Raw genomic sequence first — 23,492 nt, forward strand, 5'->3', positions numbered from 1 at the left:
TGCTTACTCAGGCCCGCCGAATTGCTGAATGAATTTGAAAAGTTCACTGTCATTGCGCACGCCCAACTTCCGATAAGCCGATTGTTTCTGCGTACTGATAGTACTTGCACTGCGGGAGAACTTTGCCGCAATCGAACTGACTGACATGCCATCGAGAAAACAGCGCAATACTTCGCGCTCTTTGGGTGTGAGCCCGGAGGTCAATGACAGCGTCGCTGAAACATTGACCGTCGACTTCACGGTGACGAGATCAAACGCAGAGTGTTTGCCCTGTAATGTCGCCAACATACAAGGTTGTATATAAAGCCGCCCTTGAGCGACAGTTCGGATAGCCGTGATCAGCTCGGTCAGATTCTGAGTCTTACCCAGAATGCCCCAACATCCAGCCTTGAGCGCCAGCGAGACTGTCGCAGGCGAATAATCCGAGGAAACGATCAATGCCCGGCACTGGCTGAAACGCCTGCCCAGCGTCTGGAGCAGACTGAGGCCGTCGATGTCTGACGGCGCCAGCACGAAGTCCATGACGACCACATCGACCCGCTGACGGGCCAGCGCCTCCAGCAGTTGCCGGCCCGTACCGTAGGAGCCGGTCACCTGAATGTCGGCCTCGGCATTCAATCCCAGTGCGATACCTTGGCGAACCATCTCGTGGTCATCCAGCAGCATGACGGTACAGATGGCCAATGGTGAAGTTGTCATAACGAGCCCCGCATAAATCAATGCAGTACTGCACGCTATAGACCAGCCTTATGCAGGGTTCAATAAGCGGACACAACAGTACTACATTTACTTACGGCAACTTCCTACAGAAACAACTGAGGAAACTTTACCCAACCAAAAATCCATACGAAAAAAACTAAACAAAACAAAACGCTTTCGAACAATCACGAACCAAAACTCGAGACTTCGCTATAGAGCGCATTCACTTTTAGATACAAATTATGCCAGCCCGCCCCAAGAAAAAAATTCGACAAGAACCTCAGGCACTGCGCTTAAACCTGCGGCGGATAACTTCAATAACTCGAGATCGAAAACAGAATGAAAGCCAACGTTTTACCTGCCGTTGCAACCGCCCTGGCCTTGAGCGCCACGATGACGTCATCGGTGTACGCCGCGGACGGCGTGATCAACTTCAGTGGACTGGTGACCGACGTGACCTGCACCGTCGAAGGCGCGGCTCCGGGCACGGGGGCTGTGGTCAAGGACGTGAACCTGGGTGGCGTCTCTGCTGCACGCCTGGCCACGGCAGGCAGCCGTGCCAACCTGACCGGCTTCACCATTCGCATCGGCGCACCGGGTGAGGGCAGTTGCACAAACGGACGCACCGCCATGGTTGCCTTCGATCCGACCAGCCCGGCCATCGACGTGGCCACTGGGCGCTTGAACATTGATGGTTACGACGATCCATCGGATACCACCAACGCCAAAAACGTCCAGGTGGAGGTCACCAGCCGCAGCGGCACGCCGATCAACGTGTACACCGAAAAATCCGAAGGCGTGGTGATCGCCGATAACCAGGCAACCATCCCATTGGCTGCACAACTGTACGCCAGCGGCCCGGCCACCGAAGGCAAGGTCAACACCCGGGTCGGGTTCATGATCGAGTACGCCGAGTAAAGCGCGAGCGAGCCTGCGAAGGCGGGCTCCTCCCTGGGTAAAGAGACCAGACGATGAAAACGAAGGCCCGTCTTACATTTGTCGCCGGTGTGTCTGGTGCAATGCTGCTGTTCATACTTGCCGCCGAGGCAGGCGTCATCATCCACGGCACACGGGTGATCTACCCTGCCGAACGGCAGGAAGTGATCGTACGCCTGGAAAACAAGGGCAATCGCCCGGCATTGGTGCAAACCTGGCTGGACGACGGCGACCGATACTCAACAGCCGCCACTGCAAAAGCGCCGCTGAGTACGTCCCCCCCAATCTTCCGCATTGAGCCGCACCAGCAACAGGCGTTGCGCCTGCGCTACTCGGGCGAGCCTTTGCCTGCCGATCGTGAAAGCCTGTTTTGGCTCAACGTACTGGAAGTGCCGCCGAGTGCCGCAAAGGGTGACGAGAATAACCAGATCGAATTGGCATTTCGCACCCGCTTGCGCGTATTCCTGCGCCCGCAAGCGTTGCCTTATGCGGTGGCAAACGCAGCCTCGAAACTGCAATGGAAACTGATCGCCCACGATCGCGGCTACGCCCTGCAAGCCACTAACCCGACGCCCTATCACGTCTCGCTTGCCTCTATCGAACTGCTCAGCGCCGGCCAGCGTTTTGCCAAAGCGCCGAACCAGAGCGCCAACGACAGCCTGCTGCTGCCGGCCGGCGATGTAAAGCGCTTTGCGTTGCCGCTGTTGCGCGAATGTCCGCGTACCCCGGCCAAGGTTGAGTTCACCAGCGTCAGCGATTTCGGTGCCCGCGTACGGCATTCGGCAGCGCTGCCTGGCTGCACGGGATAAACCACCATGAATGTATTTTCGATTTTTGCGCAGACCACCTTGCTGACCTGCACGCTGGTGGGCGCAACGGCGCTGCAGGCGAGCGTGATCATCAACAGCACGCGCGTGGTTTATCCGCAGAACGACAAAGAGGTCACCGTCAGGCTGGAGAGCAAGAACCAGGCACCGGTATTGGTCCAGACCTGGCTGGATAATGGCGATGAGCAGTCGACGCCACAGGTGGGCGGCATTCCTTTTGTGGTGACCCCGCCCATCTTCCGTATGGAACCGGGCAAGCAACAGGTGGTGCGCGTGGCCTATACCGGCGAACCCTTGCCGACCGCACAGGAAAGCCTGTTCTGGTTCAACTTGCTGGAAGTGCCTGCGCAATCTCCAAATGCGCAACAGGGCAACCAACTGCAGCTGGCGTTTCGCTCGCGGATCAAACTGTTCTTCCGTCCGCATAACCTGCTCTACGGAGTCGAAACGGCACCCGGAAAACTGCAATGGCGACGCATCTCAAGCGCACAGGGCCAGGGCCTGGAAGTCTTCAACCCGACGCCCTATCACGTGACCTTTGAAGCCGTCGAGGTGCTGGAGTCCGGGCAACGACATGCGCGTAAAACCGCGTCGTCGGGCAGTGAAAACATGGTACTGCCCGGCGGCCGCCTGCGCTTTGAGCTGCCCACGCTCAAAGCATCGGCCAATACCGAGGCGACCGTAGAGTTCCAGACACTCGATGACTATGGCGTGAAGGCCGTCCATAGCGCCAAGGCCCCGCCATGACAGCCCCCAGAACAGACCTTCCAGCGTAGGGCGCCCTGACTGGCGCTACCACGCCCCTACTTTTTCATGTCGATGCCCACTGACGCGGGTAGGGACGCCCTATGCCGACAGTCGACCGACACCTGTTTTTCGAGAATGCTGAACATGAGTTTCAACACGCCAACCGGCGTAAAAGCACGTCATCGCTTCAAGCGGACCCTGCATAGCCTGCTGTTGATCAGCGGCGCTCAAGCCGTCAGCGCCCAGAGTGCCGAACAGGTCGAATTCAATCCGGCTTTCTTTCCGGGTGGCAAGGCGGGCTTGCAGGTCGATATCGCCAAGTTCAACCAAGGCAACGTCGTCCTGCCTGGCAGCTATCGCGCCGATGTGCACCTTAACGGCCAGTGGATCGGGCGTGAAACCCTGTCCTTTTCCAAGATCGCGGGCCATGACACCGCCCAGCTGTGCCTGGAGCCCCAGGCGCTGCTCAGGTTTGGCGTTATCGTCGATAGCGTCGAGGCAGCAGCCCTTTCCAGCTGTGCCGACATCGCCAGCTACCTGCCCGGCGCCAGCAGCCAGTTCGATTCGGGTGAAAGTCGCCTCGACCTGCAAGTTCCGCAGATATACCTGGCGCGCCAGCCACGCGGCTACGTCGACCCGCAACACTGGGATGGCGGCGTGGATGCCGCGTTTGTGCGTTACAACACCAATACCTTCACCACGCGGACCGGCGGGCGCACCCAGGGCTCCAGCTACCTCGGCCTGAACACCGGCCTCAACCTGGGGAACTGGCACTGGCGCCACAACGGCAGCTACAGCCGCACCCATACCGCCTCGGGGTACCAAAGCAGCGCCACCTATGTGCAGCGGGATTTGAGTGCCTTGAAGTCCCAACTGGTGCTTGGCGAACTCTATACCCCCGGCGAACTGTTCGACAGCGTGCGTCTGCGCGGCGCCAGCCTGTCTTCCGATGACCGGATGCTGCCCGATTCACTGACCGGCTTTGCCCCGGTAGTGCGCGGGGTTGCCGAGACCAACGCACGGGTCACTGTGCGCCAACGCGGTGTGTTGCTGGATGAAGTCTCCGTCGCGCCCGGCCCGTTCGTGCTCAAGGACCTGTTCCCCACCGGTTACGGCGGCGACCTGAATGTCACCGTCACCGAAGCCGACGGTCGTACCCGTGAGTTCATCGTACCGTTTGCCGCCAACGCCAACCTGCTGCGCCCCGGCTACAGCCGCTATTCGCTGAGTGCCGGCCTGCTCGATGAAGTCGGCCTGCACCACCCGCCCAGGCTGATGCAAGCGACTTACCAGCATGGCCTGAGTAATCTGCTGACCGGTTATACCGGTGCCGTGATGGGTGAGGATTACCGTTCACAGTTGCTGGGGGCCGCGTTCAACACACCGTTGGGCGCACTTTCTCTGGACTTGACCCAGTCGAACGCGCATCTGCCAGGGCATGGTTCACGCGCGGGTCAAAGCGTACAGCTGCGCTACAGCAAGAACTTCGCGAATACGGGCACCCACTTCGCGCTGGGCGCCTACCGCTACTCCACCGAAGGCTTCTTGAGCGTGAGCGACGCAGCACACATCCGCGACCTTGCGCTGGACGGGCTCAAGCTCGACACCGTTTCGCGCCTGCGTGACCGAATGGACATCAGCCTCAACCAAAGCGTCGGCGACGGCTCGGTGTACCTGACCGGCTCCTCGCAAAACTATTGGAACCGCAACAATGGCAACCTGACGTTTACCGCCGGCTACAGCAGTACGTGGAAGGGTTTGCATTACACCGTCAGCGCGCAGCGCACCCGGGACTTGCTGAGCGAACGCGTCGACAAGCAATTGGACTTCACCGTCAGCCTGCCACTGGGCAGCGGCGCACGCTCGCCCACACTGACCACCACCGTCTACCGTGGCGATCAAAGCAGCGGCGAGCGCCTGAGCCTGGGCGGTACGCTTGGCGGGCGCAATGAATTGAGCTACGGCCTGAGCAGCAGCCGTGCTCAAGGCAGCGGCTATGCCACTAGCGCCGACATGAAATACCAGACCTCTCAAGGCGTGCTGTCGGCAAGCTACGGCCAAAGCAACGCGTACCAATCGACCTCCCTGGGCATGACCGGTGGCATCGTCGCCCACCGTGGCGGTGTGACCTTCGGCCCAGAGTTGGGCGACACCATCGGCATAGTCCAGGCTCCCGACGCCCTCGGCGCACGGATCAATGGCAACCACAGCGCGCAGATCGGCAAAAGCGGCTTCGCCGTGGTGCCGAATCTCACGCCTTACCGCCAGAACGTGGTCGAGTTGGACCCCAAGGATCTGTCCTCGGATGTCGAGCTCAAGACCGCCGCTCAGAACGTCGCGCCACGAGCCGGTTCGGTGGTGCAGTTGCAATTCGAGACCGTCAGCGGGCAGGCCATGTTGATCACGGCGCTGCGGGAGGATGGCACGCCATTGCCGTTCGGCGCGGATGTGTTCGATGAAAGCGGCGCCAGCGTCGGGATCGTTGGCCAGGGTGGCAAAGCCTTTGCGCGTGTGTCACGCGGGCAGGGGCAGTTGACGGTCAAGTGGGGCCCGGACGCCACGACCCTGTGCACGCTGCGCTATGACGTGAGCACAGGTTTCACTGCCGAGAACACCAACCGCTTGCGCCACCTGAACGCAGGTGCCTGCCAGCATGCGCCGCAAGCGCCTACCGCCAAAAGCCCCATGACAATACGGAGTTCACAATGAAGCCGTCGATCTCGCGCCTCTTGACCCTGCTGGTGCTTGGCCTGCCCATCGCGGCCCAGGCGGAGTGCGATAGCTATATGGACTCCGAGCACGGCCTTTCCCTTCCGGCCACTATTACGGTACCGGCCAACCTGCCCGATGGCAGCATCATCACCCAGCAGCCATTCAGTGGAGTGGTTCCCGGCCGTTTCTTCAATTGCCACAGCTTGACCCTCAGACAGGTCACCTCCCGCAGGTACCCGCAACTATTGCCAAGCCTGATCTATTCCACTGAGGCTCCTGGCATCGGCATCCGCATAAAAATTACCGATGCCCGAGGAGTGACCAACTTCTACGCGCTTGAAAATATTACCAATCAGCTGCCCACTGGACGCCATCCCATCTTCACCAATGCCGAGGCGATCTTCTACAAAACCGGCCCGGTGACCGGAGGGGTAGTGCCGGCGGGAAGCATCTACAAATACACAATGATGACCCGTATAGGCCAGCGCCTGGGCCGCTTTGAGCTCAACCTCAACAACTCGGTCAGGTTCGTAAGCCCTGTTGCTACCTGCAACCTTGAAGCAGGCGACGTCAACCGCTCCATCGCCCTCGACCCGGTGCAGGTCAGTGCTTTCAACAGCAGCCCCTACGCTGGCGCACACAACTTTGAGCTGACGGCCAATTGCAGCGATGCCGCCAACGTCACCTTTCGTTTTTCCGGCCCGCCCTCGCCTGAAAATGACCTGCTCTTCGCCAATACAGGCACCGCTGGAGGCGTGGCGCTGTGGCTGTATTCACGTATCAACGGAACGAATCAAACGATCCCTGCCAATGGCAGCGACAACGAACGCACGCTGGTTGTGAGCGGCAATCGCGCGGTACTGCCACTCGGCGCTGCGTACCACAAAAGCGGCACGGTCGGCCAAGGCACGCTGATCAGTACCGCTACCGTCAACATCACCTACAACTGAAACCCTGAGGATTAACGATGCGTCTCTCAATACTGCCCCTGCTATTGGCGTTCACGGCCAGCCTGGGCGCTCCTGTCGCCTTCGCTGCTACCACCGGCACCCTGACCTTCCAAGGCGTGGTCAACGCGGGCACGTGCAACCTGATCGCCGGCGATGTAAACCGCACCATCACTCTACCGCCCGTCAAAGTGTCGGACTTCGATAGTGCCGACTCCGCTGGAGAACACGATTTCGAGCTTGCCGCTGACTGCGACTCTGACGTCAAGAACGTGATCTTTCAATTCGCTGGCACACCCTCCGCCGGCAACGCAGAGCTCTTTGCCAATACGGGAACTTCGGGCGGCACCGCTCTTTGGCTGGCCAGCGCAGGCATCATCCCCGCCAACGGTACGGAGGCCCAGCGTAGCCGTACGGTTGCAACGAGCAGCAGCAAGGCGGTACTGGCGCTCAAAGCGGCTTACCACAAAACCGGCGCGGCGATTTCCCACGGCACGCTGGCCAGTGCCGTCACCGTTTCTATCACTTATAACTGATGGGCTTGGTGTAGCGCCCGCGACGCCTGATTGCTGTGGCCCATAAAAAATGCCCGACCTTTATAGGCCGGGCATTTTCTGGTCCCGCAAAAATCAGGACTGACTGGATGGCGTCGGGGTTACCGGCGTTGCAGTCGGGGTAGCAGTGGTGGGCGACGGCGCGGACACCGAATTGGCTGCAGAAGCAGTCGGAGCCGGCTTGGCCGCCACGGCAGGCTTTGGCGCTGCTGGCTTTTTCACCGCGGCAGGTTTTTTGGCCACCGCAGGTTTTACCGCCGGTTTGGCTGCTGCTGGTTTCGCGGCGGATTTTGCCGCAGCTGGCTTGGCAGCGGGTTTGGCGGAAGCTGGCTTGGCAGCGGATTTGGCAGCAGCCGGTTTAGCCGCAGGTTTCGCTGCTGCTTTAGCAGCCGCTGGCTTGGCGGCAGGTTTGCTGGCCGGTTTGGCAGCAGCTGTTTTGGCCGCTGGCTTGGCCGCAGGTTTCGTCGCGGCTTTGGCTGGCGCCTTGGCCGCAGATTTTGCAGCCGGTTTAGCGGCAGCTTTAACCAGAGGCTTGGCAGCGGCTTTGGCTGCTGGTTTTGCAGCTGCAGTTTTGGCCGCTGGTTTTGCCGCAGGTTTTGCCGCGGCAGTCTTGGCTGGAGCCGCTTTGGCGCCAGTGAGTTTTTCGATTTGCCTGGTCAAGGTATCGACCTTGCTGTGCAACGTCTTCAACTCAGCCTTGCTAGGCACGCCCAGTCGCGAAATAGCACTGTTGAGGCGCTTGTCGAAGGTTTCTTCCAACTTGCCCCACGTGTCAGAAATGCTCGACTTGGCGGAACCGGCCGTTGCCTTGGCCGCATCAACTTTTTTCCCCACTGTACTCTTGGTCAACTTCTCGGCCTTCTCGCCGTCCTTGACCAGAGTCTCGAAGTATTTACCGCCGTCACTGCTAACCTTCGAGTACACGCCTAAACCAGCAAGCCAGATTTTGCGGGAATATTTTTCAACTTCCCCGACCCACGAGCTGCCTTCTTTCTGAGTAGTCTTTTTAACAGCCATCCCGATGTCTCCTTAGTGTTTACGCGCGACACGTTCGAGCAATGCCGTCAGCTCTTCGAGCTTAGCAGAGAGTGTCTCCACGTCATGTTTAGACGCAATGCCGATTCGATTCAAGGCACTTGCAACACGCGTGTCAAAAGCTTTTTCAACTTTATCCAGCTGAACTTCAACCAGGCTCCTGACGCCGGAGACATTACTCTTTACCTGGTCAATCTGACTGTTGGCGGCATCAAGTTGTTCAACTACAACTTTTTTACCTTTACTTTCAACATGTTGGCCGCTCTTAACCAGCTCTTTGAAGTACTCGCTGCCCTCACTGCCGACCTTCGCATAGGCACCAAGACCCGCCAGCCAGATCTTGCGGGCATAGCTTTTAACCTCACTCAGGGGAGTGGTTTGAACGTCGATTTTTTTCTTCAAAATAACTTTGGCCATGGTGCACCTCACACAAAAAGGGGGGGAGGACGGCCCGCAGGAGTTGAGGGCTTGGGCACAAAGTAGGGTTTAAAATTAGAATCGGCACCCTAAGAGCAGCCAGGTCAGGCCAACGCTTTATCCAAGGCTTTTTCGATTTCGGACTTTATCGTGCCACTCATGGCCGACATCAACAGGCCGAGTTCGACATCGATGCGCAGTGAGTTGTCGGCCACCGCAACCGTGCCTTTAACCCCGGAGCGCTTGAGCTTCAGGGTGTCGCCAGCCCATGAAGACTCCACCCCATATTTATCCTCGAGTTTGCGCACCAATTGCTCAGCCTTGGCCCGCGCCTGTTCTTTTCCCAGGGTATGTTCACGCTCAACGGTAATACGGGCCATTGCAATGACTCCTCTATATAACGACTCAGAACACCCGCCATGCGGCAAAAGGTCTCGATGAGCGCCTATCTTACCTGCAGCCTTGCCAAGACAAAGTAGGCCTTGGGGATTATCATGTCCCGCATTCTCTTTTGGTGACAGCGATATGACTGATCAGCGCAAAGGCAGCGATGCCGAACCCACCACTCACTTCGGCTTCAAGAACGTCCCGGAAAGCCAGAAAGCGGAAAAAGTCGCTGAGGTGTTCCACTCCGTGGCGGCCAAGTACGACCTGATGAACGATGTGCTCTCCGGCGGCATGCACCGCCTGTGGAAGCGCTTCACCATCGAGTTGTCGGGCGTACGCACCGGCAACCGGGTGCTGGACATCGCCGGTGGCACGGGCGATTTGGCGGCCAAGTTCTCCAAGCTGGTTGGCCCCACCGGCCAGGTAGTATTGGCCGATATCAACGGCTCGATGCTCAAGGTTGGCCGCGACCGCCTGCTCGACAAAGGCGTGGCCGGCAATATCGAGTTCGTTCAGGCCGATGCCGAGAAGCTGCCCTTCCCCGACAACCATTTCGACTGCGTGACCATCGCGTTCGGCCTGCGTAACGTGACTCACAAGGAAGACGCGATCCGCTCGATGCTGCGCGTACTCAAGCCGGGTGGCCGCCTGCTGGTGCTGGAATTCTCCAAGCCGACCAACGCGCTGATGTCCAAGGTCTACGACACCTATTCGTTCGCCTTCATGCCACTGATGGGCAAGCTGATCACCAACGACGTCGAGAGCTACCGCTACCTGGCCGAGTCGATCCGCATGCACCCGGACCAGGAAACCCTAAAGTCGATGATGGTGGAGGCCGGTTTCGACCGCGTGACCTACCACAACATGACGTCCGGCATCGTCGCCCTGCACCGCGGCATCAAGCCCTGATGCTGCTGCAAGGTCTTCTCGCCAGCGTCGAGCACGGCCTCAACCGTGTACTGCGCCTGGACAGCACCGCCCTGGCGCGGCTCGCGCACCTGACCGGCAAAGTCATTGCCGTCGACTGCCGAAGCCCCGCCTTGCAGCTGTTTATCCTGCCCAGCGATGAAGGCCTGCTGCTCGCCACTCAATGGGCCGCTGAGGCCGATTGCACTCTGCGTGCGCCAGCCTCAAGCCTGTTGCACCTGGCACTGAGCCGCAACAAGACCGCCATCCTCCACAGCCCCGAGGTGGAACTGGAAGGCGACAGTGCGGTGCTGATGGACCTGGCCGCCGTGCTGCAAGACCTGGAGCTGGACTGGGAATACGAACTGTCGCGCTGGATTGGCCCCGTCGCCACCCAGTTGATCAGCGGGCACCTGCGCAGCCGCTCGCGCTGGTACCAGCAAGGGTTCGCCAGCCTCAACCAGAACCTTGCCGAATACCTGAGCGAAGAATCGCGCACCCTGGTCGGGCAACGGGAAGCGCAAGCGCGCTTTCGCGAGCTCGACAAGGCCAAAATCGACCTGGAACGCCTCGAGGCCCGCTTCGAGCGCTTGAGCCGTTCCCTTGATCCAAGCGATAACGCATGAAGCTGCTCGCCGTCCGCCGTTTGTTTCGTATCCAGCGCGTCGTAATCCGCTACCGTCTCGATGACCTGCTGTTTGCCCTGCCTTTGCCATGGTTCCTGCTGGCGGTGCGTTATGTGCTGCCGTGGCGCTGGTTGCCGCGCAAACCGTCACCGTTGAGCCGTGGCGCCAGCCTGCGCCTGGCGTTGCAGGATTTGGGGCCGATCTTCATCAAGTTCGGGCAGATCCTCTCCACCCGCCGCGACCTGTTGCCCGAAGACATCGCCGACGAGCTGATGCTGCTGCAAGACCGCGTGCCGCCGTTCGATTCGCAGCAATCGATGGCGCTGATCGAAGAACAGCTGGGCCAGAAGATCAGCGAGGTGTTCAGCCGCTTCGACGTCGAGCCCCTGGCCTCAGCGTCGGTGGCGCAAGTGCACGCCGCGCAGCTCAAGACCGGCGAAGAAGTGGTGGTGAAAGTCATTCGCCCAGGCCTCAAGCCGATCATCGGCCAGGACCTGGCATGGCTGTTCATCCTGGCCCGCGCGGCCGAACGCTTCTCTGCCGATGCGCGCCTGCTGCACCCGGTGGACGTGGTCGCCGACTACGAAAAAACCATCTACGACGAACTCGACCTGCTGCGCGAAGCGGCCAACGCCAGCCAATTGCGACGCAACTTCGAAGGCTCGCAACTGTTGTACGTGCCGCAGGTGTATTGGGACTGGTGCCGGCCCAAAGTGCTGGTGATGGAGCGCATCTACGGCGTGCAGGTCACCGACCTTGCGACCCTGGCCGACCAACGCACCGACATGAAGATGCTGGCCGAGCGCGGTGTGGAAATCTTCTTCACCCAAGTGTTCCGCGACAGCTTCTTCCACGCCGACATGCACCCGGGCAACATCTTCGTCAGCACCGTCAACCCGTGGAGCCCGCAGTACATCGCCATCGACTGCGGCATCGTCGGCAGCCTCACCCCGGAAGACCAGGATTACCTGGCGCGCAACCTGTTTGCCTTCTTCAAGCGCGACTACCGTCGTGTGGCGCAGCTGCACATTGATTCGGGTTGGGTGCCGGCGGAAACCAAGCTCAACGAATTCGAAGCGGCGATCCGTACCGTCTGCGAGCCGATCTTTGAAAAACCGTTAAAAGATATTTCCTTCGGTCAGGTACTGATGCGTCTGTTCCAGACCGCGCGGCGTTTCAATATGGAAGTACAGCCGCAGTTGGTGTTGTTGCAGAAGACCCTGCTGAACATCGAAGGCCTGGGCCGCCAGCTGTACCCGGACCTCGACTTGTGGAACACCGCGCAACCCTTCCTGGAACGCTGGATGCGCGAGCGCATGAGCCCCAAAACCATGCTGGGCAACCTGCACAGCCAGTTCGAACAGCTGCCGCACCTGGCCAACATGACCCGCGACCTGCTGGAGCGCATGTCCCAGCCCCATGCCAAGGACCCTGAGCCACCGTGGCGCAAGCGCAAGGACGACTGGTTCCTGCGCCTGCTCGGCGCCGCGCACCTGGTGGGCGGTGTGATGCTGGCGATTGGTGGGCCATTGAACCAACTGGGCCACTGGCCAGCCGGCATCATGGTCGCAGTGGGTGTTTATCTGATCGTGCGTCGATAGCCCATCCGGTTATACACTGTCGCAAATTGCCGGAGCCGAACATGAAAGACTGGCTGGATGAGATCAAGTGGGACAGTGACGGCCTGGTGCCGGCCATTGCCCAGGACTACAAGACCGGGCGCGTGCTGATGATGGCCTGGATGAACCGCGAGGCCCTGAGCCTCACCGCCGCCGAGCAGCGCGCCATCTACTGGTCACGTTCGCGTGGCAAACTGTGGCGCAAGGGCGAAGAATCCGGGCACGTGCAGACCCTGCACGAGCTGCGCCTGGACTGCGATGCCGACGTGGTGATCCTCAAGGTCGAGCAGATCGGCGGCATTGCCTGCCACACTGGCCGCCACAGTTGCTTCTATCGCGTGTTCGAGAATGGCGAATGGAAGGTCGTGGAGCCGGTGCTCAAAGACCCGCACACCATCTACCCAGCAGGACACTGAACATGAGCGATACCCTGAACCGTGTGGCCCAGGTGCTGGAAGACCGTAAAGGCGCGGATGCCGACAGCTCCTACGTCGCCAGCCTGTACCACAAGGGTCTGAACAAGATTCTGGAAAAACTCGGCGAAGAATCCGTCGAGACCATCATCGCGGCCAAGGACGCGCAAATCAGCGGTGATTACAGCGATGTAATCTATGAGACCGCAGACTTGTGGTTCCATAGCCTGGTGATGCTCGCCCAACTGGGGCAGCACCCACAGGCCGTGCTGGATGAACTGGACCGTCGCTTCGGCTTGTCCGGGCACGCCGAGAAGGCCTCGCGCCCGTCCGCCTGAATAACGTAAGACTTGAGGATTTGAAGCATGGGCATTTTTGACTGGAAACACTGGATCGTCATTCTGGTGGTGGTGGTATTGGTGTTCGGCACCAAGAAGCTCAAGAACCTGGGCACCGATGTGGGCGAGTCGATCAAGGGCTTTCGCAAAGCCATGAACGATGATGAAAAGCCAGCCGAGCCAAGCGCCAACCCGGTGCCACCGGCCCAGCCTGTTCACCCGCAGGCCACCCAGCCGATCACCGAGCGCCGTACCTTCGACGTGCAGGCTGAAAAGGTCCAAGAGCCGACCCGCAAAGACTCGTGAGCACTGACTAATGTTTGGTATCAGCTTCTCTGAACTGCTGCTCGTCGGCCTGGTGGCCCTGCTGGTACTGGGGCCGGAACGCCTGCCCGGTGCCGCACGCACCGCCGGCTTGTGGATCGGGCGCCTCAAGCGCAGTTTCAACGCGATCAAACAGGAAGTTGAACGGGAAATCGGTGCCGACGAAATCCGTCGGCAATTGCACAACGAGCACATCCTCTCGTTGGAGCAGGAAGCCCGCAAGATTCTTTCCCCGGTGCAAGAGCCGGCCAAGCCGGTAACGCCGGTGGCCGAGCACAGCATCGCGCCAGCCCCTGTGGCCGACGCCGCACCGGCAGCGCCCGCTCCTACGACGCCCGCGCCGACGCCCGTTGCGTCGCCCGCACCCCATGACCCTACATTGCCGCCGCGAGCCCCATGAGCGCTGATAAACCGGAAAACGACCAGCATATGCCGCTGGTCTCGCACCTCACCGAGCTGCGTACCCGCCTGCTGCGTTGCGTGGCGGCGATCTTCATCATCTTTGCAGGGCTGTTCGCCTTTACCCAGCAGATCTACACCTTCGTCTCGACGCCCCTGCGCCAGTACCTGCCGGCCGGCGCGACGATGATCGCCACCGATGTGTCGTCGCCGTTCCTGACGCCCTTGAAGCTGACCATGATGGTCTCGCTGTTCCTGGCGATCCCGGTGATCCTGCATCAGATCTGGGGGTTTATCGCGCCAGGCCTGTACAAGCATGAGAAGCGCATCGCCGTGCCGTTGCTGGTGTCGAGCATCCTGCTGTTCTACACCGGCATGGCCTTCGCCTATTTCCTGGTGTTCCCACTGATCTTCAAGTTCTTCGCCGCCGCGACTCCAGCCGGTGTGGAAATGATGACCGATATCACCAGCTACCTCGATTTCGTGATGACGCTGTTCTTCGCCTTTGGCGTGGCGTTTGAAATTCCGGTAGCGGTAGTGTTGCTGGTGTGGATCGGCGTGGTCGACGTCAAGTACCTGAAGAAGATCCGCCCGTACGTGATCATCGGCTGCTTCGTGGTCGGCATGATCCTCACGCCACCGGACATCTTCTCCCAGACCTTGTTGGCCGTGCCGATGTGGATGCTGTTCGAAGTGGGCATCCTGTTCAGCGGCTTGATCAGCAAGCGTGGCGAACACCCGGATGACGCGCCTGTCGACGACGACCAGCCGCCTGCGACCCAGCCGTGAACCTGCTGCTGCTCGAAGAGGCCGACTTTATCGCGGCCGACCGTGTAGTGCTGCGCGATCGGCGCCTGGTGCATATGCAGGAGGTTCACCGCGCCGCCGTCGGTGACTCCCTGCGCGTGGGCCGGATTGGCGGGCTAATGGGCAATGCCCAACTGCTGCGCCTGGAAGCCGCTGAAGCCGAACTGCAAGTGAGCTTCGACCAACCGCCACCGAGCAAATTACCCCTGACCTTGCTGCTGGCCCTGCCCCGCCCGAAGATGCTGCGCCGGGTGCTGCAAACCGTGGCGGCCATGGGCGTGCCCAAGGTGGTGCTGGTCAACAGCTACCGGGTGGAAAAAAGCTTCTGGCAAACCCCGTTCCTGGAGCCGGAAGCGGTGCGCGAGCAATTGATCCTCGGCCTGGAACAAGCGCGGGACACGGTGCTGCCCGAGATCATTATCGAGAAACGCTTCAAGCCGTTTGTGGAAGATCGGCTGCCGGCCATGGCGGCTGGCACCCTGGGCCTGATCGGCCATCCGGGCGATTACCCAGCCTGCCCCCGAGCCCTCGAGGAACCGGTGACCCTGGCGATCGGCCCGGAAGGCGGCTGGATTCCCTATGAAGTGGACTTGCTGGCCAAGGCCGGTTTGCAGCCGGTGCAACTGGGTGCACGTATTTTGCGCGTCGAAACCGCCGTAACGGCCCTGCTCGCCCGCCTGTTCTAACCCCCCGACTGATCGTTCCCACGCTCTGCGTGGGAATGCCGCTCAGGACGCTCTGCGTCCGCCCTTGTGACGCAGAGCGTCACGCCATTCATTCCCACGCAGAGCGTGGGAACGATCAGCAGAGCGTGAGAACGATCAGCAGAGCGTGGGAACGATCATGTGCATAGCTACAGAATCTCGCGCCCGTGCCGATAGCCTTTGAATAAGTCCAAGCCTTGTTCCAGGGGAGTTCGCAGCATGTATGGTTGGTTAGCCGAGAAGTTGGGGAATGTAAGCGTCAACCGCAAGCTGAGCGTCGGCTTTGGCCTGGTATTGGTCCTGACGCTGTTGATCACCTTTACCGGCTGGACCGGCCTGGGGGATGTGATCAGCCGCGGCGACAAGCTGGGCTTCATTTCCAGCCTCAATGGCCTGACCAAAGACCTGCGCCTGGCACGTCTGGACTTCGATATGCGCCGTGGCGAGCAAGGCACGGACAAGGTCGACGGCCTGCTCGCCCACCTCGACAGCGGCCTGAAGACCGCCGCCGAGCTGATCGAGCAACCTGACGACAAAGCCCTGGTCGAGCAACAGCAGGAAGCCTTGAACCAATACAAAAAGGCCTTCGCGGCCATGGTCCAGGCGGGCCTCAAGCGTGAGGGTGCTCGCAGCAAGCTCGGCGACACTGCCGACAATGCTGTCGCCAAGATCAATGAAATCGAAAAAGCCCTGCTGCAAGGTGACAGCGTCACCCAGTTCAACAGCGTGGTGGAGCAGAGCAAGCTGATCCAGCAATCGCGCTTCCAAGTACGCGGCTACACCTACAGCGGCAAGGTCGAAGCCGAGCAACCGGCCCTGGATGCTATCGACAACGCCCTGAAGAAAATCACCGAACTGCAAGGCCAGCTGCCGGCCCAATACCAGGCCAACCTGCAAGAAGCCGGGGCTTCACTGCAAGCCTACCGCGCCGCCGTCAGCCAGTATCGCGATTCCCAGGTCGCCAGCGCGGCTGCGCTGAAAACCATGATCGCCCAAGGCGACATCCTGCTGGGCCACAGCGAAAAACTCACCGTCTCCCAGACCGCCGTGCGTGACGCAGATGCCGCGCAGGCCAAATACCTGTTGCTGCTTGCCACCGTGCTGGCGCTGATCGTCGGCATCTTCGCAGCCTGGGCCATCACCCGCCAGATCGTCATCCCCCTGAACCAGACCCTCAAAGTCGCCGAGCGTGTGGCCTCCGGCGATCTGAGCCACAACCTGGAATCGGGCCGCCAGGACGAACTGGGTCAATTGCAGCGTGCCATGCAAAGCATGACCGTAGGCCTGCGCGAGTTGATCGGCGGGATCAGCGACGGTGTCACCCAGATCGCCAGCGCCGCCGAGCAGTTGTCGGCCGTGACCGAACAAACCAGCGCCGGGGTCAACAGCCAGAAGGTCGAGACCGACCAGGTGGCCACCGCCATGAACGAGATGGCGGCCACCGTGCAGGAAGTGGCGCGCAATGCCGAAGAGGCCTCGGAAGCCGCCGTGGCTGCCGACCAGCAAGCCCGTGAAGGCGACCAGGTGGTAGGTGAAGCCATCGCCCAGATCGAGCGCCTGGCCACCGAGGTGGGTAATTCCACAGTGGCCATGGGTGAACTCAAGCGCGAGAGCGACAAGATCGGCAGTGTGCTCGACGTGATCAAATCCGTAGCCCAGCAAACCAACCTGCTGGCCCTTAACGCCGCCATTGAGGCCGCGCGTGCCGGTGAGGCCGGCCGTGGCTTTGCCGTGGTGGCCGACGAGGTGCGCAGCCTGGCCCAGCGCACGCAGAAGTCCACTGAAGAGATCGAAGAGCTGATCGTCGGCCTGCAAAGTGGTACCCAGCAGGTGGCAACCATCATGGACAACAGCCGCGGGCTGACCGAGAGCAGTGTTGAGCTGACGCGCCGCGCTGGCCACGCGCTGGGCAATATCACCCGCACCGTCTCGACCATTCAGGCCATGAACTCGCAGATCGCCACCGCCGCCGAGCAACAAAGCGCCGTGGCTGAAGAGATCAACCGCAGCGTGTTGAATGTGCGCGACATCTCCGAACAAACCTCGTCGGCCAGCGAAGAAACTGCGTCCTCCAGTGCCGAACTGGCGCGCCTGGGGATCTACCTGCAGACCCTGGTTGGGCGCTTCCGGGTCTGAATTACCCTACACGGCGGCTTACCAAAGCCGCCGTAACTTGTGAAATTTCCTACGCAGTTATCAGCCCTCCACGGCCCCGAATCGAATTAGCGTTTCATGTGTTGCGAAATGCTTTCTCTGATTCGGAGGTTCACCATGTTTTCTCGGCTAACCCGCGTGCTGGTCAATGCCAGCGTCCGCCTCAAGCTCGCCCTGGGTTTTGGCCAAGTGCTGATCCTCAGTTTCCTGATCGCCGCTACGGGCTGGCAAGCCTTGAACGCCGTGCTTTACCGATCCAATAGCCTGACGACCCTGGGTCAATTGGCCGTTGACGCCGAGGCCATGCGCGCCGACCGCATCGTGTACCGCACCCTGACAGACAGCGATAGCCTGAGCAAAATGGCCGCGAAGATTGAACGGATGGACCAGCACTTGGCCGACCTATCAAACCGCCTGAAAGACCCGGCTGACCTGCAGCGACTTGAAGAAGCCAAGAGCCTTGCAAGCCACTTCAAGGCGGCCCTGACGCAACTTCCGCCCTTGGTCGAACAGCGTGAGCGCATCCGCCCGGTGCTGAAAAAAGTCGCCCTGCAAGCCAGCGATACCCTCGCCCAATTTGCCAGTGACCTGCCTGATCAGAACGACGAAAAGGCCCTTGATGCCATTGAGCAACTGCGGCAGGCCATGGAGCTGGCCGAAGATCGCGCCCAGAGCCCCGCCTGGGCCGCGCAATCGCTGGCAATGTATACAGAGGCCATCGGCAAGGCCCTTGACGCCCTGGAGACCGCGCAACTGGCAGTCACAGCGCTGCCCGTGGACTCAGCACTGCTCAAGACCGACCTGGCTAACTATCGCGAGCAGTTGATCGAGCTCAAGGAAGCCCAGCTCAACGTGGAGACCGTGCAAAACCGCTTCGAACAGCAACTCGATGACCTGCGCGACAACAGTAACCAGTTGAGCCAAAGCCAGAACACCAAGCGCAACAGCGAGGCAGACCACACCCGCACATTGCTGATGAGCGTGACAGTGGCCGCCCTGGCCCTGGGCGCGCTGGCCGCCTGGTGGATCGCCCGGCAGATTGCGGTACCACTGCGGGAGATCCTTGGCGCCGCACGCCGCATTGCCGAGGGCGACCTTAGCCACGACATGGCGGTCGACCGTCGCGATGAACTCGGCCAGTTGCAGCAAAGCATCGGGCAAATGACCCGCAGCCTGCGTAGCCTGATCAGCAGTATCGGTGACAGCGCCCGGCAGATCGCCGGAGCGGCCACGCAGTTATCCACCGTCACCGAGCAGACCCGCAGCGGGCTCAACGAGCAGAAAGATGAAACCGACCAGGTGGCGACGGCAATGAATGAAATGCTCGCCACCGCCCAGGAAGTGGCGCGCCACGCCGAACGCGCCTCGCTGGCGGCCCAAGAAGCCGACCATCAGGCCGGCGCCGGTGAGCAGGTGGTCACCCAGGCTATGGAGCAGATTGGCAACCTGGCCAGTGAAATGGCGCTGTCGGGCCGTGCGATGCTCGCGCTGCAACAGGAGAGCCAGAAGATCGCCAGTGTGCTGGATGTGATCAAGTCTGTTTCTCAGCAGACCAACCTGCTGGCCCTGAACGCAGCCATTGAAGCGGCGCGTGCGGGCGCTGCCGGCCAAGGCTTTGCGGTGGTCGCCGACGAAGTGCGCAGCCTGGCCCAACGCACTCAGGAATCGGCCGAGGAGATCGAAGGGCTGATCCTCGGCCTGCATAACGGCACCCAGCAGGTGGCGGATATCATGGACAGCAGCCGTAACCTGACCGATAACAGCGTCACCCTGACCCGCGACGCCGGCGACGCCCTGATCGCCATTGCCCGCACGGTGTCGATCATCCAGGAAATGAACCCGCAGATCGCCGCCGCAGCGGAACAGCAAAGCGCTGTAGCCGAGGAGATCAACCGCAGTGTGCTGAAGGTACGGGACGTATCGGAACAAACCGCCGCCGCCAGCGAGGAAACGGCGGCGGCGAGTGTTCAGTTGGCGAGGTTGAGCCTGGACTTGCAGACGCTGGTCGACAAATTCAAGCTCTGAAACACCGCCACTGTAGGAGCGAGCTTGCTCGCGATAAACCCAAGGCCGCCGCGTTCATTCAGGGTGCGTGGCGTTCTCGTTGACGTTTTTCGCGAGCAAGCTCGCTCCTACAGTCATAGCACCTGGCGCAGGAAGGCTTGGGCGCGTGGGTCTTTTGGCGTATTGAAGAACTCCGCCGGCGCGGCGTCTTCCAGCAATTTGCCGTGATCGAAAAACAACACCCGGTCTGCCACTTCCCGGGCAAAGCCCATCTCGTGGGTGACGCACACCATGGTCATGCCTTCCAGGGCCAGGGTCTTCATCACGTCCAGCACTTCACCGACCATTTCCGGGTCGAGGGCCGAGGTGGGCTCGTCAAACAGCATCACCTTAGGCTCCATCGCCAGGGCCCGAGCAATGGCAACCCGCTGCTGCTGGCCGCCAGACAGGCGCGATGGAAACTCGCGGGCTTTCTGCGCTATACCGACCTTTTCCAGCAGCGCCAGGGCCTTGGCCTCCCGCTCTTGCTTGCCGCGCTTGCGCACGACCTTTTGCGCCAGGCACAGGTTTTCCAGCACGGTCATGTGAGGGAACAGGTTGAAGTGCTGGAACACCATGCCGACTTCACGGCGGTAGGCATTCACGTCGGTCTTCGGGTCGGCCAGTTGCAGGCCGTCGATGCTCACCGAACCCGAGTCGAATTCCTCCAAGCCGTTAAGGCAGCGCAGAAAGGTGGACTTGCCGGAACCCGAGGGACCGATCACCACCAGCACCTCGCCCTTGGCCACTTGGGTGGTGACATGATCCACCGCGCGCACCACCTGCCCACGGGTATCGAAGACCTTTACCAGATCGCGTACTTCAATCACTTTGGGCAAGCCTCCGCTCAAGCCGGCTGGCCATCTTCGACAGCGGCAGGTTGATCAGCAGGTACAAGCCCGCCACACAAAACAGGATTTCAAACGGCGAGAACGAGGTGGTGATCACTTCGCGGCCGCTCTTGAGCAACTCGGTAATCGCGATCACCGACACCAGGGACGTGTCCTTGACCAGGCTGATAAATTGCCCGGCCAGGGGCGGCAGCACGCGCTTGAAGGCCTGCGGCAGCACCACGTGGCGCATCGACTGGCTGGCACTCAAGCCCAGGGAGCGCGCCGCTTCGTCCTGGCCACGGGTGATGGACTGCACGCCGGCGCGCACGATTTCTGCCACGTAGGCACCCGTGAACAACGACAGCGCGGCAATCCCGGCAAACTCCCGGGACAGGTTGAGCACCGTGCCGATAAAGAAATAGAAAATGAAGATCTGCACCAGCAGCGGCGTGCCCCGCACCAGCTCGACGTAGATTGTCGACAGGTCGCGCAAGGTGGGGTTTTTCGACAGCCGGCACAGCCCGGTCGCCAAGCCAATCGCCAAGCCCAGGATGCCGGACACCACCGACAGCCACAGCGTGGTCCACAAGCCCCACATCAACGGCCCCAGTGCCCATTGCCGAGTCACGCCGACCACATCGCCTTCAGCCACATCATCGCCGCGCGCCACTTGCAGGCTGTTATCGGCGACTGTGAGCTTTTGTTCCACTCCGGCGTCGTTGCGCAGGGTGACTTCGGCCATATCGCCTTTGCGCACCAACTCGACCACGGTGGAAATATCCGCGGCGCGCTGGGAGGTTTCGGCTTGATAGGCGAAGTATTGGGGGACGCGGTTCCAGCGCCACTCGTAGGACATCAACGACGTGGCGTAGTACAAGGCACCCGCCAGGCCGACCAGCACCACCACCGTCAGCAGGTGCCAGGGCCATTGGGCTTTTTTCTGTTTCATTTCACTTTCCGCATAGGTGTCGCCTGATAGGCCGCCATCGCGGGCAAGCCCGCTCCCACAGGTTGATGTGTGAATACAGTCAAATGTGGGAGCTGGCTTGCCTGCGATGCAGGCAACTCGGTGTCAGGCCTTATTCCATGTCCTTGAGCCACTCGGAGCTCTTGAACCACTTGTCATGGATGCGATCGTAGGTGCCGTCGTTACGGATCTGGTGCAGGAAGTTGTTGATGAAGTTGATGCTGTCGTAATCGCCTTTCTTCAAACCGAACGCCAGAGGTTCAAAGGTGAAGGGTTCTTCCAGGAACACCAGCTTGCCGTTCCCGACCTTCTTTTCGGCCACCACGTTGTACGGTGCGTCGTAGACGAACGCATCAGCCTTGCCGTTGACCACGTCGAGCACGCCTTCCTGCTCGTTGTCGTAGCCGTGGTACTTGGCCTTGGAGATCAGCTTCTTGGCAACCATCTCACCGGTGGTGCCGAGCTTGGAGGTCAGGCGGTATTTCTCGTCGTTCAGGTCTTTGTAGGACTTGATGGTACCTTCCAGTTCCTTGCGGATCAGCAGCGTCTGGCCGACCACGATGAAGGGTTCGCTGAAGTTCAGGCGCAGGTTGCGTTCCTGGGTCAGGGTCATGCCGCTGCCAATCATGTCGAACTTGCCGGTCAGGAAGGCCGGGATGATGCCGTCGTACCCGGTGGACACCAGCTCCAGCTTGACGCCCATGGACTTGGCCATAGCCTTGAGGATGTCCACTTCGAAACCAATGATTTCGCCGCGCTTGTCGGTCATTTCGAACGGCATGTAGGTGGGGTCCATACCGACTTTCAACGTGCCGCGCTTGACCGCCTCATCAATGGCGCCGGCTTGGGCCGCAGTGGCGGCGACCAGCGCGGTGACACCGAGCATCAGCATCGAAAGATACTTTTTCATCATCAAGACCCCTGAACGATTCTTATAAGGTGGGCGCACAGAAGGGCTGCGCCATTTCGGGGTGCGATCCTAACCCACTCGTTGTCCGCCACAAAGGTTTCACCGGTAAATGTTATCGGCGTGTGTCGCAAAACACTGACAGCGAGCCGGCCAGGCACAGAGGCAGACGCTTGCGCGCGACCTCTCGATTAGGGATTGATATGTAAGCATTTATGACGATCAGTCGATCTCGGCTATCCAGGCCGTGTCCCTGAACCACTTGTCATGCAGGCGATCGTAGGTGCCGTCCTGGGCGATCTGGTTGAGAAAATGGTTGATCCAATTGAGGCTGTCGTAATCGCCTTTTTTCAGGCCAAACGCCAAAGGCTCAAAGGTGAAGGGTTGCTCCAGTACCAACAAAGCACTGTTCTGCGGCCGACTCATCGCGATCAGGTTGTAGGGCGCATCATGGATAAAAGCATCGGCCTTGCCTTCAACGACCTGCCGCACGCCTTCTTCCGGGTTGGCCACACTGTTGAGCCGCGCTGATAGGAGAAAGCGCTGTGCCGCGGCTTCGCCGGTGGTGCCTTGGGTTGCAACGACGCGGTAACTGGGATCGTCCAGCTCTTCAATACTGGACACTTTCCCGCCCAGGCGCGGATGCAGTAGCACAGTCTGGCCCACCACGATAAACGAGTCACTGAAGTTGAGCTTGAGGTTGCGCTCCTGAGTGACCGTCATGCCGCTGCCAATCAGATCAAACTTGTTCGCCATCAGCCCCGACAACAACTCCGTGTAGGGCACCGCTACCAATTCAAGCTCTACGCCCAGCGCGCGGCTCATGGCGTGGAGCAAGTCAATTTCAAAGCCGACGATGCGCCCCTGCTTATCGAGCATTTCGAAGGGCACGTTATTGGGGGTGGTGCCGACCTTAAGCACGCCGCGGTGCACAGCATTGTCCAGCGCGCCGGCGTAAAGCAGGCCTGCCTGTCCCCCCAGGAAAAAGCCCATCAGCAATGCCAAACAATACCTTTTGATCATGAATGCCCCCGTAGCGAGTCCAATTTGGGGGGCGATCCTAACCCAGCCGCAGGCACGGCAATACGCTTCGAACAAAGGTCTTTTGTTTCGAAATAACAAGGAGTTAGCGATAAAAGGAAGAGGCTAAAAACGCTGTAGGACCAACGTTTGAAACACCCCCGAAGTGAG

Annotated in this window: 25 protein-coding genes and 1 pseudogene; 18 read left to right on the top strand and 8 right to left on the bottom strand. The window is 60.3% G+C overall.

Annotated features, from left to right (window positions below; genetic code table 11):
* Positions 1-3: 3 nt before the first annotated feature.
* Positions 4-699 (bottom strand): response regulator transcription factor, encoded by a 696-nt coding sequence (locus BOP96_RS04485; RefSeq protein WP_014716566.1) that lies wholly within the window; start codon positions 697-699, stop codon positions 4-6.
* Between the two features lie 339 nt (positions 700-1,038).
* Between BOP96_RS04485 and BOP96_RS04490 the strand changes: the two genes are divergently transcribed.
* The 6 genes from BOP96_RS04490 to BOP96_RS04515 all read left to right on the top strand — a co-directional run bounded on the left by BOP96_RS04490 (position 1,039) and on the right by BOP96_RS04515 (position 7,404).
* Positions 1,039-1,617: a fimbrial protein gene (locus tag BOP96_RS04490; RefSeq protein ID WP_014716565.1), complete on the top strand. Its 579-nt coding sequence runs from the start codon at positions 1,039-1,041 to the stop codon at positions 1,615-1,617.
* 53 nt (positions 1,618-1,670) lie between these two features.
* Positions 1,671-2,444 carry a fimbrial biogenesis chaperone gene (locus tag BOP96_RS04495; RefSeq protein WP_032901829.1) on the top strand — a complete coding sequence of 258 codons (774 nt, stop codon included), beginning with the start codon at positions 1,671-1,673 and terminating at the stop codon, positions 2,442-2,444.
* Between the two features lie 6 nt (positions 2,445-2,450).
* Positions 2,451-3,209 (top strand): fimbrial biogenesis chaperone, encoded by a 759-nt coding sequence (locus BOP96_RS04500; protein WP_073451950.1) that lies wholly within the window; start codon positions 2,451-2,453, stop codon positions 3,207-3,209.
* Positions 3,210-3,353: 144 nt separating this feature from the next.
* On the top strand, positions 3,354-5,918 hold the full coding sequence (locus tag BOP96_RS04505) for a fimbria/pilus outer membrane usher protein (protein WP_073451952.1): 2,565 nt from the start codon (positions 3,354-3,356) through the stop codon (positions 5,916-5,918).
* A complete protein-coding gene (locus BOP96_RS04510; RefSeq protein ID WP_014716561.1) occupies positions 5,915-6,871 on the top strand; it encodes a fimbrial protein in 957 nt (318 codons plus the stop codon). Before BOP96_RS04505 ends, BOP96_RS04510 begins: the two co-directional genes overlap by 4 nt.
* A 17-nt stretch (positions 6,872-6,888) precedes the next feature.
* Complete coding sequence (locus BOP96_RS04515) at positions 6,889-7,404, top strand: fimbrial protein (protein WP_014716560.1); 516 nt, start codon at positions 6,889-6,891, stop codon at positions 7,402-7,404.
* Between the two features lie 93 nt (positions 7,405-7,497).
* Here the strand turns inward: BOP96_RS04515 and BOP96_RS04520 are convergent, their stop codons facing one another.
* The 3 genes from BOP96_RS04520 to BOP96_RS04530 all read right to left on the bottom strand — a co-directional run bounded on the left by BOP96_RS04520 (position 7,498) and on the right by BOP96_RS04530 (position 9,254).
* Entirely contained in the window at positions 7,498-8,439 is a 942-nt protein-coding gene (locus BOP96_RS04520; RefSeq protein ID WP_073451954.1) for a phasin family protein, read from the bottom strand.
* Between the two features lie 12 nt (positions 8,440-8,451).
* On the bottom strand, positions 8,452-8,874 hold the full coding sequence (locus BOP96_RS04525) for a phasin family protein (RefSeq protein ID WP_014716558.1): 423 nt from the start codon (positions 8,872-8,874) through the stop codon (positions 8,452-8,454).
* A 104-nt stretch (positions 8,875-8,978) separates the two neighbouring features.
* The gene (locus BOP96_RS04530; RefSeq protein WP_073451956.1) at positions 8,979-9,254 is read right to left on the bottom strand and encodes a polyhydroxyalkanoic acid system family protein; all 276 of its coding nucleotides are present in this window, start codon (positions 9,252-9,254) and stop codon (positions 8,979-8,981) included.
* Positions 9,255-9,399: 145 nt separating this feature from the next.
* On the opposite strand from BOP96_RS04530, the gene ubiE reads away from it, so the two are divergent.
* The 12 genes and pseudogenes from ubiE (at position 9,400) to BOP96_RS04585 (ending at position 19,576) form a co-directional block, all read left to right on the top strand.
* Complete coding sequence (gene ubiE, locus BOP96_RS04535; protein ID WP_073451958.1) at positions 9,400-10,170, top strand: bifunctional demethylmenaquinone methyltransferase/2-methoxy-6-polyprenyl-1,4-benzoquinol methylase UbiE; 771 nt, start codon at positions 9,400-9,402, stop codon at positions 10,168-10,170.
* Positions 10,170-10,793, top strand: coding sequence for a ubiquinone biosynthesis accessory factor UbiJ (locus BOP96_RS04540; protein ID WP_019820017.1), 624 nt, complete (start codon positions 10,170-10,172; stop codon positions 10,791-10,793). Before ubiE ends, BOP96_RS04540 begins: the two co-directional genes overlap by 1 nt.
* Positions 10,790-12,394 (top strand): ubiquinone biosynthesis regulatory protein kinase UbiB, encoded by a 1,605-nt coding sequence (gene ubiB, locus BOP96_RS04545; protein WP_019820016.1) that lies wholly within the window; start codon positions 10,790-10,792, stop codon positions 12,392-12,394. Before BOP96_RS04540 ends, ubiB begins: the two co-directional genes overlap by 4 nt.
* 41 nt (positions 12,395-12,435) lie before the next feature.
* Complete coding sequence (gene hisI / locus BOP96_RS04550; RefSeq protein WP_073451960.1) at positions 12,436-12,828, top strand: phosphoribosyl-AMP cyclohydrolase; 393 nt, start codon at positions 12,436-12,438, stop codon at positions 12,826-12,828.
* Positions 12,829-12,830: 2 nt separating this feature from the next.
* Complete coding sequence (locus tag BOP96_RS04555) at positions 12,831-13,163, top strand: phosphoribosyl-ATP diphosphatase (protein WP_003187881.1); 333 nt, start codon at positions 12,831-12,833, stop codon at positions 13,161-13,163.
* Between the two features lie 27 nt (positions 13,164-13,190).
* The gene (locus tag BOP96_RS04560; protein ID WP_003187877.1) at positions 13,191-13,469 is read left to right on the top strand and encodes a twin-arginine translocase TatA/TatE family subunit; all 279 of its coding nucleotides are present in this window, start codon (positions 13,191-13,193) and stop codon (positions 13,467-13,469) included.
* A gap of 10 nt (positions 13,470-13,479) precedes the next feature.
* Positions 13,480-13,887: a Sec-independent protein translocase protein TatB gene (gene tatB, locus BOP96_RS04565; protein ID WP_003187876.1), complete on the top strand. Its 408-nt coding sequence runs from the start codon at positions 13,480-13,482 to the stop codon at positions 13,885-13,887.
* On the top strand, positions 13,884-14,675 hold the full coding sequence (tatC, locus tag BOP96_RS04570) for a twin-arginine translocase subunit TatC (RefSeq protein ID WP_003187874.1): 792 nt from the start codon (positions 13,884-13,886) through the stop codon (positions 14,673-14,675). Before tatB ends, tatC begins: the two co-directional genes overlap by 4 nt.
* Positions 14,672-15,379 carry a 16S rRNA (uracil(1498)-N(3))-methyltransferase gene (locus tag BOP96_RS04575; RefSeq protein WP_014716554.1) on the top strand — a complete coding sequence of 236 codons (708 nt, stop codon included), beginning with the start codon at positions 14,672-14,674 and terminating at the stop codon, positions 15,377-15,379. Before tatC ends, BOP96_RS04575 begins: the two co-directional genes overlap by 4 nt.
* 237 nt (positions 15,380-15,616) lie before the next feature.
* A pseudogene (locus tag BOP96_RS30820) lies at positions 15,617-16,675 on the top strand (methyl-accepting chemotaxis protein); the annotation flags it as partial.
* 144 nt (positions 16,676-16,819) lie between these two features.
* Positions 16,820-17,533: a methyl-accepting chemotaxis protein gene (locus BOP96_RS30825; protein ID WP_370712509.1), complete on the top strand. Its 714-nt coding sequence runs from the start codon at positions 16,820-16,822 to the stop codon at positions 17,531-17,533.
* Positions 17,534-17,668: 135 nt separating this feature from the next.
* Positions 17,669-19,576 carry a methyl-accepting chemotaxis protein gene (locus tag BOP96_RS04585; RefSeq protein ID WP_014716552.1) on the top strand — a complete coding sequence of 636 codons (1,908 nt, stop codon included), beginning with the start codon at positions 17,669-17,671 and terminating at the stop codon, positions 19,574-19,576.
* Between the two features lie 113 nt (positions 19,577-19,689).
* Here BOP96_RS04585 and BOP96_RS04590 read toward each other — a convergent pair whose 3' ends face one another.
* From BOP96_RS04590 to BOP96_RS04605, 4 genes are all read right to left on the bottom strand, one after another.
* On the bottom strand, positions 19,690-20,424 hold the full coding sequence (locus tag BOP96_RS04590) for an amino acid ABC transporter ATP-binding protein (RefSeq protein WP_060768085.1): 735 nt from the start codon (positions 20,422-20,424) through the stop codon (positions 19,690-19,692).
* Entirely contained in the window at positions 20,417-21,376 is a 960-nt protein-coding gene (locus tag BOP96_RS04595; RefSeq protein WP_019820013.1) for an amino acid ABC transporter permease, read from the bottom strand. The genes BOP96_RS04590 and BOP96_RS04595 overlap by 8 nt, the downstream gene beginning before the upstream one ends.
* Before the next feature lie 130 nt (positions 21,377-21,506).
* On the bottom strand, positions 21,507-22,304 hold the full coding sequence (locus BOP96_RS04600) for a transporter substrate-binding domain-containing protein (protein WP_032901820.1): 798 nt from the start codon (positions 22,302-22,304) through the stop codon (positions 21,507-21,509).
* A gap of 219 nt (positions 22,305-22,523) precedes the next feature.
* Positions 22,524-23,324 (bottom strand): transporter substrate-binding domain-containing protein, encoded by an 801-nt coding sequence (locus tag BOP96_RS04605; protein ID WP_014716548.1) that lies wholly within the window; start codon positions 23,322-23,324, stop codon positions 22,524-22,526.
* Between the last annotated feature and the right edge of the window lie 168 nt (positions 23,325-23,492).

Origin of the sequence: Pseudomonas sp. FSL W5-0203 (assembly GCF_001896155.1) — a bacterium.
Lineage (GTDB): Bacteria > Pseudomonadota > Gammaproteobacteria > Pseudomonadales > Pseudomonadaceae > Aquipseudomonas > Aquipseudomonas paracarnis.